Source organism: Gordonia sp. YC-XJ4, from assembly GCF_059511865.1.
This window is the reverse complement of record NZ_CM183447.1, coordinates 4,839,361-4,854,709: the sequence shown is the minus strand read 5'-3', so window position 1 is coordinate 4,854,709 and position 15,349 is coordinate 4,839,361. Positions and strand designations below refer to the sequence as shown.

15 protein-coding genes and 1 tRNA gene are annotated in these 15,349 nt (G+C 64.2%); 8 read left to right on the top strand and 8 right to left on the bottom strand.

What is annotated here, in order from left to right; all coding sequences use genetic code 11:
- Positions 1 to 15 precede the first annotated feature (15 nt).
- Positions 16 to 924 carry an alpha/beta fold hydrolase gene (locus AC5ZH6_RS21540; protein ID WP_006368178.1) on the top strand — a complete coding sequence of 303 codons (909 nt, stop codon included), beginning with the start codon at positions 16 to 18 and terminating at the stop codon, positions 922 to 924.
- 507 nt (positions 925 to 1,431) lie between these two features.
- Here the strand turns inward: AC5ZH6_RS21540 and AC5ZH6_RS21535 are convergent.
- The 3 genes from AC5ZH6_RS21535 to ppk2 form a co-directional block, all read right to left on the bottom strand.
- The gene (locus AC5ZH6_RS21535; RefSeq protein WP_006368180.1) at positions 1,432 to 1,983 is read right to left on the bottom strand and encodes a YceI family protein; all 552 of its coding nucleotides are present in this window, start codon (positions 1,981 to 1,983) and stop codon (positions 1,432 to 1,434) included.
- Positions 1,984 to 2,131: 148 nt separating this feature from the next.
- Positions 2,132 to 2,806: an NUDIX hydrolase gene (locus AC5ZH6_RS21530; RefSeq protein WP_014361312.1), complete on the bottom strand. Its 675-nt coding sequence runs from the start codon at positions 2,804 to 2,806 to the stop codon at positions 2,132 to 2,134.
- A gap of 57 nt (positions 2,807 to 2,863) precedes the next feature.
- On the bottom strand, positions 2,864 to 3,715 hold the full coding sequence (ppk2, locus tag AC5ZH6_RS21525) for a polyphosphate kinase 2 (RefSeq protein WP_006368182.1): 852 nt from the start codon (positions 3,713 to 3,715) through the stop codon (positions 2,864 to 2,866).
- 122 nt (positions 3,716 to 3,837) lie between these two features.
- On the opposite strand from ppk2, the gene AC5ZH6_RS21520 reads away from it, so the two are divergent.
- Positions 3,838 to 4,773 (top strand): cytochrome c oxidase assembly protein, encoded by a 936-nt coding sequence (locus AC5ZH6_RS21520; protein WP_006368183.1) that lies wholly within the window; start codon positions 3,838 to 3,840, stop codon positions 4,771 to 4,773.
- 256 nt (positions 4,774 to 5,029) lie between these two features.
- Here AC5ZH6_RS21520 and AC5ZH6_RS21515 read toward each other — a convergent pair whose 3' ends face one another.
- From AC5ZH6_RS21515 to AC5ZH6_RS21500, 4 genes are all read right to left on the bottom strand, one after another.
- Complete coding sequence (locus AC5ZH6_RS21515) at positions 5,030 to 6,691, bottom strand: HNH endonuclease signature motif containing protein (RefSeq protein ID WP_026919894.1); 1,662 nt, start codon at positions 6,689 to 6,691, stop codon at positions 5,030 to 5,032.
- 112 nt (positions 6,692 to 6,803) lie between these two features.
- A complete protein-coding gene (locus AC5ZH6_RS21510; RefSeq protein ID WP_043456715.1) occupies positions 6,804 to 7,610 on the bottom strand; it encodes a chymotrypsin family serine protease in 807 nt (268 codons plus the stop codon).
- 201 nt (positions 7,611 to 7,811) lie between these two features.
- Positions 7,812 to 7,878: transfer RNA gene (locus tag AC5ZH6_RS21505), tRNA-Phe, on the bottom strand.
- A 163-nt stretch (positions 7,879 to 8,041) separates the two neighbouring features.
- Complete coding sequence (locus AC5ZH6_RS21500; RefSeq protein WP_148275510.1) at positions 8,042 to 8,248, bottom strand: hypothetical protein; 207 nt, start codon at positions 8,246 to 8,248, stop codon at positions 8,042 to 8,044.
- Positions 8,249 to 8,335: 87 nt separating this feature from the next.
- Between AC5ZH6_RS21500 and AC5ZH6_RS21495 the strand changes: the two genes are divergently transcribed.
- Positions 8,336 to 9,604, top strand: coding sequence for a protein rep (locus AC5ZH6_RS21495; protein ID WP_238534755.1), 1,269 nt, complete (start codon positions 8,336 to 8,338; stop codon positions 9,602 to 9,604).
- 132 nt (positions 9,605 to 9,736) lie between these two features.
- Here AC5ZH6_RS21495 and AC5ZH6_RS21490 read toward each other — a convergent pair whose 3' ends face one another.
- A complete protein-coding gene (locus tag AC5ZH6_RS21490) occupies positions 9,737 to 10,384 on the bottom strand; it encodes an XRE family transcriptional regulator (protein WP_014361308.1) in 648 nt (215 codons plus the stop codon).
- 200 nt (positions 10,385 to 10,584) lie between these two features.
- Here AC5ZH6_RS21490 and AC5ZH6_RS21485 point away from each other — a divergent pair, with 200 nt between their 5' ends.
- The 5 genes from AC5ZH6_RS21485 to AC5ZH6_RS21465 all read left to right on the top strand — a co-directional run bounded on the left by AC5ZH6_RS21485 (position 10,585) and on the right by AC5ZH6_RS21465 (position 15,083).
- On the top strand, positions 10,585 to 11,259 hold the full coding sequence (locus AC5ZH6_RS21485; protein WP_014361307.1) for a hypothetical protein: 675 nt from the start codon (positions 10,585 to 10,587) through the stop codon (positions 11,257 to 11,259).
- 121 nt (positions 11,260 to 11,380) lie between these two features.
- Entirely contained in the window at positions 11,381 to 12,643 is a 1,263-nt protein-coding gene (locus AC5ZH6_RS21480; protein WP_148275508.1) for a zinc ribbon domain-containing protein, read from the top strand.
- Between the two features lie 211 nt (positions 12,644 to 12,854).
- Complete coding sequence (locus AC5ZH6_RS21475) at positions 12,855 to 13,136, top strand: helix-turn-helix domain-containing protein (protein WP_014361305.1); 282 nt, start codon at positions 12,855 to 12,857, stop codon at positions 13,134 to 13,136.
- A 416-nt stretch (positions 13,137 to 13,552) separates the two neighbouring features.
- Positions 13,553 to 13,933: a hypothetical protein gene (locus tag AC5ZH6_RS21470; protein ID WP_158512643.1), complete on the top strand. Its 381-nt coding sequence runs from the start codon at positions 13,553 to 13,555 to the stop codon at positions 13,931 to 13,933.
- Between the two features lie 115 nt (positions 13,934 to 14,048).
- A complete protein-coding gene (locus AC5ZH6_RS21465) occupies positions 14,049 to 15,083 on the top strand; it encodes a ThiF family adenylyltransferase (protein ID WP_043456707.1) in 1,035 nt (344 codons plus the stop codon).
- The last annotated feature ends 266 nt before the right edge of the window (positions 15,084 to 15,349 follow it).

Genomic DNA, 15,349 nt, shown 5'->3' with positions numbered 1-15,349 from the left:
CGTAACGTCGTAGCGGTGAGTGCTGCAGTTCTGGATCGGATCTCCCGAGGTCTGTCGCTTCCCGGCCCGTCCTATCTGCCGGTGCGTGACCTGCCGAGCGGGACGATGGTGGAATTGCCCGGGCGCGGTAGCACTTTCGTCACCGACTCCGGCCCGGCCGACGCGCCGGCGATCATCCTGCAGCATTCGGTGATGACCACCGGACTGCTGTGCTGGTATCCGGTGATCCCCGAACTCAATCAGCGCTATCGGGTCATCACCCTCGATCATCGTTGGCATGGCCGCGGCATCCGGTCGGGCACCTTCGACCTGCTCGACTGCGCCGATGACGTCGTCGCGCTCGCCGACGTCCTCGGGGTCGGTCGGTTCGTGACCGCGGGTTTCTCGATGGGCGGTGGCATCTCGCAACTCGTGTGGCGTCGCCATCACGATCGGGTCGCGGGGTTGGTCCTGTGCTCGACCGGGCCGTATTTCAGCACCCGTGATCCGCACTTGCGCGAGCAGGCCAACAAGACCGGGCGACTGCTCAAGCCCGTCTATCGCATCATCCCCCGGCCGTCGGACGCGACGTTGGACAAGCCCACCTCGCACACCGCCCTGTGGGGTATGCGTCAGTTCCTCTCGACTCCGTTGTCGCACACCGGTGACTTCGGGGAAGGACTGGGGCGCTTCGACTCTCGGGACTGGCTTGCCGAGATCGACGTGCCGACGTCGGTGGTGGTCTCGGTCCGGGACAAGGTCGTCGAACCCGAACGTCAGCAGTTGCTGGTCGACGGTATCCCGGGAGCCCGACGTTTCGACGTCGACGGCGGGCACGCGTGCTGTGTGCTCGGCGCGGACAAGTTCGTGCCGGAGTTCCTCGACGCCGTCGACGCGGTGGTTCGTGCGGGGGACCCGGACTCCCCGCGCATCGTCGTGCCCTGACGTAGCGCCTTCTCGCACGCGGCGCGGTGGGGTTGAGAGGCTGTCATTGCACAGATGTGCTGTGGCGGTGCACGCGGTACCGGTGTGAACAGGGCCACGCCCCAATCGGATACGTGATCTCGCCGTCGCAGGTCTTCCGTTCTCCACCTATCTGAGAGAACATGTGTACACCGAAATCCGTCGAGAACTGCAGACGGTCCGTCATTTCCCTGTGGAGGCCGATCATGATCGCACTCGTCGTAGTCCTGCTCGCGCTGGTTGCCCTCGGCATGCTGTGCAACCGGCCCGGCCTGAATTTCTATGCCCGAGAACTGGGTTCGTCGGGGCGCTACCGCGAGCGCTGACGCCCGCCCATCGCACGTGGCGACATCACGCCGCCCGGCGCATCGCCTATTCGGCACTACGACAACGGGACCGATACCGCACACGGGGTTTGCGGTATCGGTCCCGGTCTGCGCTGACCCGTCGATCGATCGGGTCAGCGTGATCCCTGTGAGAAGGGGGGGGTCAGGCGCCCTGGCCGGCCTCGATCTCCAGGGTGATGGTGACCTTGTCGCCGACGACGACGCCGCCACCCTCGAGCGGCATCTCGATATCGATGCCGAAGTCCTTGCGGTTCAACACGGTGGTGGCCTCGAAGCCGGCCACCGGGCCGTTACCCATACCCGGGTTGACGCCGTTGAACTCGAGCTTGAGATCGACCGACTTGGTCACGCCGTGCAGGGTGAAGTCGCCGGTGAGTACGTAGTCGTCGCCGGCGGGGCGCACCGCGGTCGAGGTGAAGGTGGCCTTCGGGTAGGTCTCGGCGTCGAAGAAGTCGGCGGACTTGATGTGGCCGTCGCGCTGCTCGTTGCCGGTGGTGATCGAGGTGACGTCGATCTCGGCCTGCACCGACGGCGTTCCGTCCTCGGCGACGGTGATGGTGCCGCTGAAGGTGTCGAACTTGCCGCGAACCTTGCTCACCATGAGGTGCTTGACGGAGAAGCCGACGGTCGAGTGGACGGGATCGATGGTCCAGGTGCCTGCGGCGATCGGCGCGGTGACGGTGGGGGTGCTCATGGGATGCTCCTTGTTCCGGGGTGTCCGGGGGTCGATGACTGTCGTATCGATGACCGGTGAGGTCGCTGGGTCGTTCCGGCCCATTACCGAGCATAACCGGACCACGGTCCGATTTCATTCCCGAATGCCGAAGTTTTTTCGCGAGCTTCTATGACCAGGCGAAAACCGGCTGCTCGTACTCGTCGACACGGGTGTCACGGCCACGCAGCGCGACCTCGGCGAACTGATAGAGCACCGCGGCGGTGGGCGCGTGCACCAGCGCTGTCCGTCCACTCGGTGAGTGGTCGTCGGGATCGCGATGCAGTCCCGGAATCGGCATCTGGATGACCGGTCGCGCCGACTCCGGGATGGTGATGAACCGAGGTGTGACGAGGAGGTCGTCGAGCGGGATGAAGAACCAGACCGAGACCTCGTCGGGGTTGGGTGACGGTTCGGGGGCGTGCGGCGCCCAGCACACGACGGGTGTGATCACGTACCCGGATCTGGTCGGATAGTCGTCGAGCATGCCGATGACGTCGTCGGGGGACAGGGCCACGCCCATCTCCTCGTGCAGCTCACGCAGCGCCGCGGTGGTCTGATCCTCGCCGGGATCGAGTCGGCCGCCGGGCAGTGCGAACTGGGCGGCGTGGCGGCGCATACTCATCGGTCGGCGCAGGAGCCAGATGCCCTGCTCGCGTTCGTTGGTGTCGGCGTCGTCGGTGTTGCTGCTATTGCGGTCGACGACGACGATCGCCACGGCCGCGGCCTTGCCGGGCGTGGTGGCGGCTCGCCGGTCGAAGGCTGACAGCCGATTACTCAGGACCTCGCGCTCGACCCACGTCATCCTCCCAGTTGACCACGCGTGGGGGTCGGTGACGACCAGCGGCGTCATGACGAGAGGTCAATACAGCGTGGGGATGCGCCGGAGCGGCAGGTCGGGTCCCTCGTAACCGGTCGCCTTCCGCTTGGGGAGTTCCACGTCGGGGCGGTCGAGCGGGGTGTAGGGAATCTGGTCGAGGATGTGGCGGATGACGTTGAGACGACCGCGTTTCTTGTCGTCGGTGTTCGCGACGTACCACGGTGCCCAGCCGGTGTCGGTGAAGCGGAACATGTCGTCGCGCGCACGGGTGTAGTCGTCCCAGCGCGTGTACGACTTGAGGTCCATCGGCGACAGCTTCCAATACTTGCGTGGATCGTCGATACGGCTCTGGAGTCGCAGTGTCTGCTGACCCTCGCTGACCTCGAGCCAGTACTTGAGCAGGATGACCCCGGAGGCGACGATCGACCGCTCGTACTCGGGGGCCTCGGTGAGGAACTGCTTTGTCTGCTCCTCGGTGCAGAAGCCCATGACCCGCTCGACCCCGGCGCGGTTGTACCAGCTGCGATCGAAGATGACGACCTCGCCCGCGGCAGGTAGGTGCGGGACGTAGCGCTGGATGTACATCTGCGATTTCTCGCGCTCGGTGGGTGCGGGCAGTGCGACGACCCGGAAGACCCGGGGGCTGACCCGCTCGGTGATCGACTTGATCACGCCGCCCTTGCCTGCGGTGTCGCGGCCCTCGAAGACGATGCACACCTTGGCTCCGGTGGTGCGCACCCATTCCTGCATGGCCACGAGCTCGACGTGCAGGGGTTTGACGAGCTTGCGGAATTCCTTGTTCTTCATGGGCTCGGTCGTCATGGGTTCGGTCGTCACGTGCTCGTCGTGACCGTCGTGGTTCGAGGAGTGCTTCTTGTGCTTCTTCTTGCCCATGCTCGGCCTCCTCGACGGTGCCCGCCCGGAGGGCACTGATCTGCCCAGACTAGGTGACTGCGGTGTCCGAATGGCCTTTACGAGTCGATTAACGATTTGTCGCGGGTGCATACTCGCGGGTTGTGGCCGATGCCCTCGCTCCCTTGACGCTGCACACCGTGGTGTCGTCGTGGCGAGTCGATGTGCCCACATCTGTCGTCGTGGTGTTGATCGCGGTGGCGTATGTGGTGGCCATGCGCAGGTCGACGCTGCCATGGCGGCGGGCGGTTCCGTTTCTGGTCGGCGTGGCGGTGTGGCTGATCAGCGCGTGCGGGTTTGTCGGCGTGTACTCCGACACGTTGTTCTGGGTGCGAGCGCTGCAGGTTGTGCTGGTGCTGATGGTGGTGCCGTTCTGCCTCGCGCTCGGGATGCCGGTGACGGTTGCCCGCGAGTCGTGGCCCGCGGCACGCAGCGTGATCGATCGTTGGCTGGGAACGCGGGCGGCGCGGGTGATCGCGTCACCGGCGGTGACCTCGGCCGGCGTCATCGTGACGCCGTGGCTGATCTATCTCACCGGGTGGTATCCGGCGATGTTGCGATCCGACACCGTCGACACCGTGACCCGAGTGTTGCTCGTGCTCTGCGGCTTCGGATACTTCTACGCGCGGCTGCAGATCGACCCGGTGCCTCGGCGCTATCCGCAATCCCTGTCGCTGCTCGTCACCCTGGGCGAGACACTCGGCGACGGCATCCTGGGCGTGGTGATGTGGCAGGGCGGACTCCTCGCCGCCTCGTATTACGAAGCGCTGCACCGCACGTGGGGGCCGTCGCTGCGGACCGATCAAACTATCGGGGCCGGTGTGTTCTGGGTGCTCGGCGACGTCATCGGTCTGCCGTTCCTCCTCGTGCTCTTCGACCGATTCCGCACCGATGAGAGTCGGCGGGCCGAGATCGCCGACGCCGAACTCGATGCGGCCGAACGCGAGTCCACCCGATCGACGGCAGCGGAGACCGAGTCCGACCAACCGTCAGGACTGTGGTGGGAGAACAACCCGGAGTTACGCGAGCGCTTCCGCTGAGCCGTTGGGCGCCAATTTCCGGTGGTCGAGCAGCCCGGCGGATCTTTCGTCCCGGTGGTCGAGGTGTCGAGGAGCGTTAGTGGCGTTCCCCTTCTCCCGATGGTCGAGGTGCCGAGGAGCGTTAGCGACGCGTTAGCGACGCGTTAGCGACGAGCCGTTCTTTCGGTGGTCGAGGTGTCGAGGAGCGTTAGCGACGAGCCTCGAGACCTGTTGCGCCGCTGCTGGTTCCGACCCGGACCGGGTGCACGCCCCGGGTCTAGAGTCCGCGGTCACCGAGTAGGTGGGCGAGTCGGGTTTCGATCGGCGAGTCCGGGCCAGGGTCGGGGGTGAAGATCTCAACGAGGTCGTAGTACCCGTGCCCGATAGGGACTCGGCTGCGGCGGATTCGGTCGGTGGGCAGCATCGATCCCCGGTCGTCGCGCTCGGCGAGATCGGTATCGGCATCACGCTGTAGTGGGTCGGGTGGTGGGTGCAGGTCGGCGCGTACTTTGTCGAGGGTGGCGCGAAAAGTGACCCCGACGTCGGGGAGCGCGTTGGTGCGTTTCGGGTTCGGTTCGGCTGCCCCGACCGGGGTGTTCTTGCGCCACCAGCACCGTCCAGCCCACGGCCCGTCCCGATAAATCCCGGTCGTGTACTGTCCGGGGCCGTCGCCGACCATCCGGTTGTGTTTGCCGCAGGCGGGGGCGAGGTCACCGATGTTGGTGAGCCCACCTTTCGCATGGTCTTTGGTGGCGTGATGGATTTCGACATGGGCGGCGGGCTGAGTACAGCCGGGAAACGAGCAGTATTCACCACCGTCTTTGGCGAACAACGCGATCCGCTGGCCTTGACTCGCCAACCGCGCCCGCCCCAAATACAGGGGCAGACTGGTGTGGTCGTCGAACACCGCCAACCACGGCTGGCACTGAGCGGCGAGTGCGATGACATCGGTGATCGGGAGCAGGGTGCCGGTCGCCGTGACTCCCATCCCGGTCTGCGCAATCAACTCCGACAGGGTGGCTTTGATGATCAGATGCGGCGGTAGGCCGCGATGGGATTGGGGGCCGAGACCGACATCCAGTCCGGCGCGCAGGACTGCTTCCAGGGCGTCATGGTTGCGTTGCACTTGATCACGGTGATCGCGGGCCGCAGCAGCCGCCAACGCATCGGGATCAGCATCCTCACGACTCCCGGTCGGGGACTCCGGATCTCCGGGATTGTTCATTCCTGGGGCCGCCCACATCGCCAACACCGCTTCGAGGTGCGCGGTGAGAGTCGGGGTCATCTGCCCGGACAGGCCACTCATTTTTTGGGCGTCTTGACGGCCGATGCGGATCTGGCGGTGGCGTTGCCGATCCGCATCGTCGGTTAGTTGGCCGTCGGGGTCGAGGTGCGCCAACACCCGTGCCCCCAAAATCCGGAGATCGGAGGGGGTGTGGGTGCGCGCGTAGCGGGCCATCGTGGCGTCGGCCGACATTTTCTCGTCGAACGGCACTGCCGCCGGGATACGGTCGAGCACGTCGATCACCACCGCGGCGTGGGAGGAGCCGGCCGCCCCGGACGCCATCGCTTCGGCCAGTGCTGGATATTTGGGGGCGGCGACCTCACCGGTGAAGGTGTGGAAGGTGGCGGTCGCTTTCAGTTGTTTCCACCGCCGCCACGGTTCCGACACACGGAGTAAGCCGATCATGGCGTCGGTGATCGACCCGAACCCGTACTCGCGGGCCAGATGGCGGTCGGAGAATTCGACGATCTGCCGATCCCCCTGAACGGTGACCCGGGTGATCAACTGCTCGGTGGATTGAGCGACCGCGACCAGGTCGTCGTTGGACAGGCCGGTCAAATCATCCGACGCCAGCGAATCAACCAAGCGGTGGGCGAGGGCGAGTTTCTGGGTGGTCGACAAACCAGACACGTCGGGTAACGCGGTGTCGACCATCATTTCTCGCCCCCCCGGGATAGCGAACACCTGTTTGTGTGTCGTTGTGTTCGAGTGTATGCCGGGTTTGTCGGGTTGGCAAGAGGTTGTCGAAAGTTTTTTCGGATGGAATTCAGCACGGCGACAATCGGTGTGGCGCGGTGACCGGAATCGTCAGATTCCATTTCTGGAGTGCGGGCTCGACGTAGGCGATCGTGTTGTCGCGGTCAGCGGGGCCGTCGTGCAGGATGCCGACCGCGCACACGCTCTGGTCGGGGTTCACGACGAACACCGCTGATCCCGAGTCGCCGACGACGGCATACCCACCCCAGTGGAGGCTTCGCGTGTTGGCGTCGAGGAGCGGACCGCACGTCAGGCCCGCGCGTGCGCCGGCCATGCAGACCGGTGTTCCCCGAGGCAGTGTGGCCGCTTCCCGGGGTGTCATGACGCCGGCGATCGGGTGACCGTCGATGGGGGTGACCCATTGTGCTGCAGTCGCAGTCGGCGGTAGGAATGCGGCCGCGGCGTCGAGCATGGTGCCGTCGGCCAGGCTGTCGTCCTCGTGTAGTTCGTAGGGGCTGAGGGGCAGGCGGCCCGTTTCGGACGAATCGGTGTACAGCCACGTGGGTTGACCCAGGCCGCTTACGCAATGCCCGGCCGTCAGGTCGCCGCGGCTGCCCGTCGACGAGGTGACCGGCCAGCCGAGGGTGCATTGCGACGCTGGACCGGATGCCGTCGCGTCGACGATCGTGACGCCCGGCCGATACGTGTGGTCGGTCGTCGGGGTAAAGGGGACCGGATGTCCGCCGTCGCTGTCGGGCAACGTGACGAAGCGGGTGGTGACCGGCCGTGGGTCGGATGTGGCTGCCGCCCCACCGCATGCGGCGACGAACAAGAAGGGCAGCACCGCCGCCGGAATCGCCCACCGCAGCCGGGTCATACGCGGCAGAGTAGCGATCCTGGCTGTGTGTTTCCTGCCGACGCGATCGGGTGCCACCGGCAACCTCGGACGAAAAGTGATTTCGGCACAACATGATTCGTCGTGGCGGACACTGTCGGACACGTCGGAGATCGCATGGAGTTCATGCTCGCTCTGCACCCGAAAACAAAGAAAACCACCTTCGAGAGGTGGTTTTCCAGGTGGCCAGGGCCGGGATCGAACCGGCGACCTTCCGCTTTTCAGGCGGTTAGGTTCCACTGTTTCCACTGTTTTCGCTGGTCGGCTCGGCCACACTGAGCACATCGAGCGTGTTGCGTTCGCTGTGACCAGACCTTTGGCCCACTAGAGGCCCACCTCGTTGTCGTCTGACTCCCGAAAAGAAGCCCCCGCACCAGTTCGCGCTGGCCGGGGGCGTGGGAGTCGCAATGCCATCAACAACTCTGTCCACGAGTGTATCCGCGGACCGCAGGTCCCGTCGAGGGCAAACTGCCCTGTGGCCGGACCTCGACGAGTCGCAGGGCGGTGGGGCCGGTCAGGCCGGCGCGCAGCCCCGCAGCGAGCACGGCGAGGGACGAGGCGCGCGCAGCGTAGGGGGCGGCGAAGCCGCCGCCGGCCAGGCCCCGCCGCCTGGTGACCACGGCCTGGGTAATACACGCGGACAACGTTTCCGCAGCACGCGTGACCAGCGCAAACGTCAGCGCGACTCAGGCGCAGAGAGACGCCGGGTGGCGGCACGTGCTGACGCCCGACGAGAGCGGGGGACCGCACGCGAGGTCGCCCGTTCGGTGACGCGTCTGGATCGGGTCCGCCAGTGTGGCCGCCCGTTCCCCCACGGTGTCGCGATTAGGCAGGCACCGAGTGGATCGTGCTCGGTCGCGGGTGTGTCCACCTGTGGTTCGGTGTGGGTGTGCCCGGTGTGCGCCCATCGCATCGCGGTCCAGCGAGCGATGGACCTCGGACGTGGGATCGCGCGATGGGTCGCCGCCGGTAACTCGGTGATACTGGCGACGTTCACGGTCAGCCATCAGCGATCCGACGCCCTGGCCGACGTGTGGGGGGCGCTGCAGACCGCGCAGCGCCGTGTAGTGTCCGGGCGAGCATGGCAATCCGATCAAGCCGAGTACCGTATCCGCGGTTACCACCGCACCACCGAGTGCACGTTGACCTGGGAAAATGGGTGGCATCCCCACTATCACGTCCTGTACTTCATTGATGGGGCCGCGCCGTCTGCATCACGATTGGCAGGGTTGAAGTCGCGGCTGTTCGAGCGGTGGACAGCGGGCCTCCGGCGTGACGGCTTCGACGCGGGATGGGAGCACGGGGTCGATATCCGGGCGATGCGCATTGACAACGTTGCAGCGTTGGATGGCGATATCGAACGCGCGATGCGCGAGAATCCTTCTCTCGCAGAGTATCTGACTAAGAGCGGCGCACGCAGCGCTGCCCAACTGACAGACGGCCGCCGATTGGCCCTCGAGGCACTCGCCCACACGGGCAAAGGGTCACAGGGTGGATACACACCTTTCGGTCTGCTGGGGGCGATCGGGGAGCTCCAAAGCGCGGCTGACGCCGATGCCACACTCGGAATCGAGAGCAGTGAGGTGCTGCGACAGTCGCTGGCGTGGACTGTGGCGCGCTGGCGGGAGTGGGAGAAGTTCTCCTCGGGGCGACGTCAGGTCACCATGTCTCGGAGCGACCCACGTACCGGCCGGGTTGGTTTGAGTCGCCTGCTCAAGCTGGAGGTAGCGGACGTCGAGGATGACGCGCTCGCGGAGTCTGAGCCTGAGCAGGCTGTGGTGGTAGCGGTCGTGACCGCTCGGGATGTGCGGACTCTGGCGCGACGCGGGGTCACCACGGAGCATTTGGCGGCCTCTGTCGAGCAGGACGGTCTGGATCAGGTTGTGCAGCAGTGTATGTCGCTGGGGGTCGAGCTGCGACTGGACGAGGCCTCGATCGGGTTATGGGAGTATGAGGAGTCGTTGCTACGGACGTGATGGTGAGTAGGGGGCGATGGTGCAGGTTATCCGAGATGACCGATCGAATGCGCGTCCTGTGGGGTAGCCTGGCTTCCGTATTCCCCCTCACGTTGGCCACCCGTACACCGGCTTCGCCGTGAGGGGGTTCCTTTATTGATCAGGCCGCTGCTCGGTGTGCCATGGGAGCTGCGCGTCGGCGTGGGGGTCTAGTTTTGCTCGGTTGGCGTCGATGAGCGCGCGTTCCTCTCGTATCTCGCTGAGGATGTCAGTCAGTCCGAGTCCGTCCTCGGTCGCCCGCAGGCTCGTAGGGACCTCTCGTGCGTTATCTGCGGGTCGGTCGTCACCGAGGGCGTCGGCGACGAGCGCGGCACCCTTCTCGCGGCCATCCATGAAGGTCAGGAGGTCTGACACTCGGATGCGGCGCTCTGTCCCTCGGAGGGTGTAGGGGAGTAGTCCGCGGTTCATGAATGTCAGTAGGTGTGGGCGGCTCATCTTGAGGAGCTTGGCGGCTTCGCTGGGTGACATTGCCGCATCGCCAGCCAGCGCGTCAGCCTCGACCGTGACATGCACGCCGACTTGGTCGGCGAGGGTGACGAGGGTGTCGAGGCTGAATTTGGAGATGTGTCCGTTCATGAGTTCGGCGACTCGTGGTTGTGTGATGCCGAGGGTTGTGGCGGCGGTGGTTTGTGACCAGCCGAAGGTGTCGATGTGTTCGCGGACGGCACGCAGCAGTGCGGCCCGTATGCGCATGTTCGCGGCGTCGGCCGGGGTGTCCATGATGTCGTCCCAAACACTCATCAGTTCGTTCGTCTCCGATAGGTCTTTAGCGGATATCTGTAATAACTGTAGGCACCGGCTCGGACAGGGGCAATGTGCTCTCATCTAGCCGCACCGCAACTTTGCACACTGTGTGTAAGGTTGTGGCACAGTCGATTTCATAGATCCACTCCTTGCGATGCGTCAGAGTGATGCGCTAAGTTCGGCCTATGGATACGACAATGGTCTTGCCGGAAGTGCCGACTTCGGCTGATGCGTACATCGTGGTGCGTCACGACGGATTGGCGCCCATCTATGTGGCGCTGGACCTCGAAGAGGATGATGTGGATGTCTACTTCGATGATCCAGCCAAAGACCCGGCGTTCGAGGGTTATTCGTGGCGCCTCTCGTCTGCAACTACCTCAACGGTGCACAGTTTTCTTTCAAGCATCGCCCGCGACCTGCAGGTGATTGTCGATGGTGTGTCGTGGGATGATGAGGATGAGCGTCATCTCACCTCTGAGGCGCAGGCCGCGGTGTTCGAAATTGGCCGTGCTGCAGACAGTTTTGATGGTGACGTGGCCCTGTGGTCGGATGCCGATATGCCCGTCGATGGGCTGGTCGAGGCTGCAACCACTGACGAGGAGCTACGCGAGATTGCTGAGGCTACCCATGCCGATCTGCTCGCCACGACCGCCGTGTGGTGGGAAGGGGCGCACGAGGCCCTCGCCGAGCATCGAGAGGCCCTGCGTGACGATCTGCGGACCGAGCTGATAGAGGCCTCGGAGGATCACAGCTCCGCTTCGGTTCGCCGCGACGAGCTCATCACAGAGGTCGCAGCCTTCGAGTCGAGCTACAGCATCGCTGAGATGACAAACCTCTCGCCGTCGACCGTGCAGCGGATCATCCGTGGGTAAGTGCACACGATCGTATGTGCTTCCCTCACATGCGAATTCGGGCAAGATCGAGGCAATTCGACAGGTCCTACCGTGGTGGCGGCGCGGCCTCGTCCACACGCAGCTGATTCAGGTCCGGCGGATGCGCGCTGGTGAGCGTCTGGGGTACATCGACACCAAGTCGATGCCGGGCTATTTGTCCCAACGTCAGTGGAAAGATGTTGTCAATCAGGTCAATTCGACCCTGCGGGCCTGGCAGGAGCAGATGACCGCGGCTGTCAAGCCGATGATCTCATCCCTCCCCGGACTCTCGGACGAGACTCGTCGCGCCCTGTACCGCGCAAACCTCGCGCATGAGTGGTGGAACGACGACGTCCTCGCCCCGATCGTGAGAACGCTCATGCGGTCGACGCTGCCGCTGCCAAATTTCTCGCGGTGCTCGACCATGCTGCTGGGCACCAGCGTCGTAGTGGAGGACGCAGCCCCCGACTCCCCGCACGCACTGTGGGCGCGCATCAGCCGCCCCCCAGGCCAGGGCACTCCGATACCTATCCCCTTGGGCGGCAACCGATATGAAGCGGCAGCATCAGGGGCTCGCGCGAACTTCATGCAGATCACCGTGCCTGACGCCGGGTCCGTCCTATTTCGTGTGGTGAAGCATCGTCCCGCCACACCCCCACGGGACTCCGACAGCGGGTACACCTTGGGAGTGGATTGGGGGCTCCGCACATTGGCGGCGACGAGCGATGGGCGGCTGCTGGGGCGAAAGTTTTATGACTGGCTGGCTGTGCGTGACCGCGAGCTGACCGAGCTTGGTGCCGCCCTTCGCCGTCAGGGCCTGCGGCCACGTGACTCCCGTCGCTATCGCCGCCTACTGAGTCGAATCCGTGGCTACGTCCGGAATGAGGTCGGCCGGGTCATCAACGTCCTCGCATCTGACCCTGATCTGACCGAAATCGCCGTCGAAGACCTGGATTTCCGATCACCAGGCCTGTCGCGTCAGATGAATCGGCTTCTGAGCCGCGCGGGCCGCGGTGCCTGGGCTTCGAAGCTAAGATCACTGCCTGCTGATACCGGGATCGCAGTCACCCACGTGAACTCCGCCTATACGTCCCGCCAATGCAGCGGCTGCGGATACGTTGACGCACGTAACCGACTGCAGCAGAACAGATTCAAGTGCCTTTTTTGCGGAAAGATCTTGCACGCTGACATCAACGCAGCCCGCACGATACGCCAGCGACGTTCGGTGGCCAGTGGGGGTTTATTGATGTCGAAAAGTGCGGTTCTCGCAGAGCTTGACCAGGATTTTTGTCACCAGTGGACTGCTGATCCTGGCCGACTGCGCGAGCGACAATTACGCCCAGGGAGTCGGGCTCCTCGGACTAGCGTCCGAGTCAACAGTTGAGACTCCGTGTGGAAACGTCTGATATATTGGGCTTCATAGCCCCCCGCTGTCCCCGTGTAGGGATTGGCGGGGCTTTTCTTGTGAGACCTGAAGATAGCTCTGAGGTGTCCACTCGGCTGCATCTCCCCGTCGACATCCGCGTCGCAACAATGAACGTCGAGACGCTTAGCGAGCACGCAACGTTCTCCGACGACACCAAAGGAGAGCGCTCATGAGTGACTACCAGCAGCGCCGCGCCAAGATTGTGGCTGACCTGAGTCCCGACGAGCGGGCGGTGTTTGACGAGGCCCACGCCGCGGCCGGTCTCGCGATGGAACTTGCCGAAACCGTCTACCGCGCCCGGGAAACAGCGGGACTCACCCAAACCGAACTTGCCCGCCGCATGGGCACGACACAGTCGGTCATCGCCGCGATCGAGTCGGGCGCCCGCGCCCCAACCGGCGACCTCATCGAAGGACTCGCCCGCGCCTGCGGTCACCGATGTCGTGATTGATCTTGCATCGGCGTGGCGCCGTCCGTAAAGTCATCAACGCAGACCCCCCCACACCTGTGGATAAGGGGGTCTAGCTGTGTCTGTGGGTCCTGCCCCGTACTCGTCTGCTGCGCCGTTGACAGAATTGTGGGTCCGGCCGAATTTGAAACCCGCCCTTCGGCGCGTGGGTTCGGCTGAGCGACTTCGCGTGCGCGGAACGGTTACCCCACACCCACTCTATGTGATATCCGTCACACAATGATCGGTTCTTTCTGCATGGGGACGTGCTATCGCTGCAGGTAATTATAGGCAGGCTACCACCCAGTTCGGTGTGTATGTCAAGTGCGACAACAAGTTTCACGCACGGCATGTCAGACCGATGTGTCACTCTAGGTATGTCGGCCAGTCCGGTCGATACCACAGATAGGGAGGTAGCAGTGGCTATCAGCAAGCTGGAGTCTGTACCCGTGGATATGTCGCGCATGGAGCTATTCTTTGGGTCTCAGCGCCCCGCTATGCGTCGCGAGAATGTCAATGGGGAACGGCGGGAGACGCCGAAGGTCCGCGATGGTGTCGCCGGTGTAGAGGTCGACGTCATTGTGAAAGTTGCTGGCTCGGAAGATAAGTCGACGGCGAAATTCACGGTGTACGGTCCTGTCTCAAACTTCGAGGACTTTGAACCGTTGAGGGTCACCGGTCCAGTGATCGCCAACGTATGGAGCACGGCGAATGGTGGCGCCGGTTTGTGGTTCGAAGTGCCGGGCATCGTTTCGGCAACGCGAGGTCCTGCCAAGGCCACTGACAAGGCGGGTGCGTGATGACGTTCCTCCAGATGATTCATGCAGCGCATCTCGCGTGGGTGCAGTACCTGTACTCAACCGACCTGCCAGCCGCCGTGATCGCTCAACTCGCACAGTGGAACGGAGGAACACTATGAGGGAGAAGGACATTCAGCACCGTGCCGTGCTTGTGCTCACCCATGGGTGGGATCGATCTGGGTTCTTCGCCTGGTCCACTGGGGAGCAACTCGTCACCGCACTCGTTGTCGATGCGGCAAGCGACGATGAAGCCGACCTCGGCCAGTCGGCGGAGCAGGTCCTGGGCGTGTTGGGGTGGACGGCTGGGGAAGCGTTGGCGCACATCGCCGCGGAGCGGCATCTCACTGTCGCTGAGACCCGTGAATGGGTGAACGTGCAGGCGATCGTAGTGGCAGTCGAGATGGACCGCTCACCCTCGCGTTATGACCGGCAACGGGCGCTGATCACCCCAGCGGAGCAGCAGCGCCTCGCGGGCGCGGTGGTGTCGATCGCAGGCATGGGTGTGGGTGCCTCGATCGCGCAGCAACTGGCGATGGTCGGGGTGGGGACCCTGCGCATCTCGGATGGCGATGACATCGCCCTCACTAACCTGAATCGGCACCCCGTTGCCGTCAATAGCGATGTTGGACAACCGAAAACGACGGTCATGGCCCAATATCTTGGGGCGTTCAATCCTGAGGTAACCGTCGATGTCCGCGACGCCACTGACGGCCTGAACGTCGAAGTCTTCTGTCAGGCAAGTGTTGTCGTGGACGAGGTTGACTGCATCGCGACCAAGTGGATGATGCGTTGGACGGCTCGCCGCCTCGGTGTGCCGGTGGTGATGGCCACAGACCTCGGGGATGAACGCGTGCTGCTCGACGTGGAAAGATTCGACCAAGACGCAAAATTCCCATTTCACGGCCTCGTCGACGACGCTCAGACTGAGGGGGAAGTCCTCACGAAACTGTTTCGCCGGCATTGCTCGAAGGACCTGTGGGCTGCCCTCCGGATCGGCTCCTCATTCCCGCAACTCGGCTCGACCATGGCTGTCGCCTCCGGAGTGACCGCACGAACTGTCCGGGACATCATCATCGGCCGCGCTGTTCCCTCGGGACGATACGTCTATGACCTGGGTCTGCCGGTCCCGGAATCAGAAGGGGTGAGGTGATGCACATCGACTCGCCGGTCGCCGGATACCGCGCACGCTGGTCGACGGACCCGACTGACACCGCGGCTTTGGTGTCAGCGGCGCACACCGCCTACCAGGCTCGGGGCTGCGGATCAGCCGCCAGCCCGGAGTCTCCTCCGTACGCTGCACTTCTCATCACCGACCCCTCGCATGAGCTGTGCGCCGGGTTTGCCGTCCGGCTCCTCGACGGCGTGCGCGGCTCTTTGATCGAGGCCACTCTGGCCTGGGCAAGCTCGACAGAGCAG

Excerpts from the sequence above, each read along its gene's own strand:
- AC5ZH6_RS21485 (WP_014361307.1), top strand. The coding sequence starts at position 10,585 with ATGGTCTTGCCGGAAGTGCCGACTTCGGCTGATGCGTACATCGTGGTG.
- AC5ZH6_RS21475 (WP_014361305.1), top strand. The coding sequence starts at position 12,855 with ATGAGTGACTACCAGCAGCGCCGCGCCAAGATTGTGGCTGACCTGAGT.
- ppk2 (WP_006368182.1), bottom strand. The coding sequence starts at position 3,715 with ATGGGCAAGAAGAAGCACAAGAAGCACTCCTCGAACCACGACGGTCAC.
- AC5ZH6_RS21465 (WP_043456707.1), top strand. The coding sequence starts at position 14,049 with ATGAGGGAGAAGGACATTCAGCACCGTGCCGTGCTTGTGCTCACCCAT.
- AC5ZH6_RS21490 (WP_014361308.1), bottom strand. The coding sequence starts at position 10,384 with ATGAGTGTTTGGGACGACATCATGGACACCCCGGCCGACGCCGCGAAC.
- AC5ZH6_RS21515 (WP_026919894.1), bottom strand. The coding sequence starts at position 6,691 with ATGGTCGACACCGCGTTACCCGACGTGTCTGGTTTGTCGACCACCCAG.
- AC5ZH6_RS21480 (WP_148275508.1), top strand. The coding sequence starts at position 11,381 with ATGCGCGCTGGTGAGCGTCTGGGGTACATCGACACCAAGTCGATGCCG.
- AC5ZH6_RS21530 (WP_014361312.1), bottom strand. The coding sequence starts at position 2,806 with ATGACGTGGGTCGAGCGCGAGGTCCTGAGTAATCGGCTGTCAGCCTTC.
- AC5ZH6_RS21535 (WP_006368180.1), bottom strand. The coding sequence starts at position 1,983 with ATGAGCACCCCCACCGTCACCGCGCCGATCGCCGCAGGCACCTGGACC.
- AC5ZH6_RS21510 (WP_043456715.1), bottom strand. The coding sequence starts at position 7,610 with ATGACCCGGCTGCGGTGGGCGATTCCGGCGGCGGTGCTGCCCTTCTTG.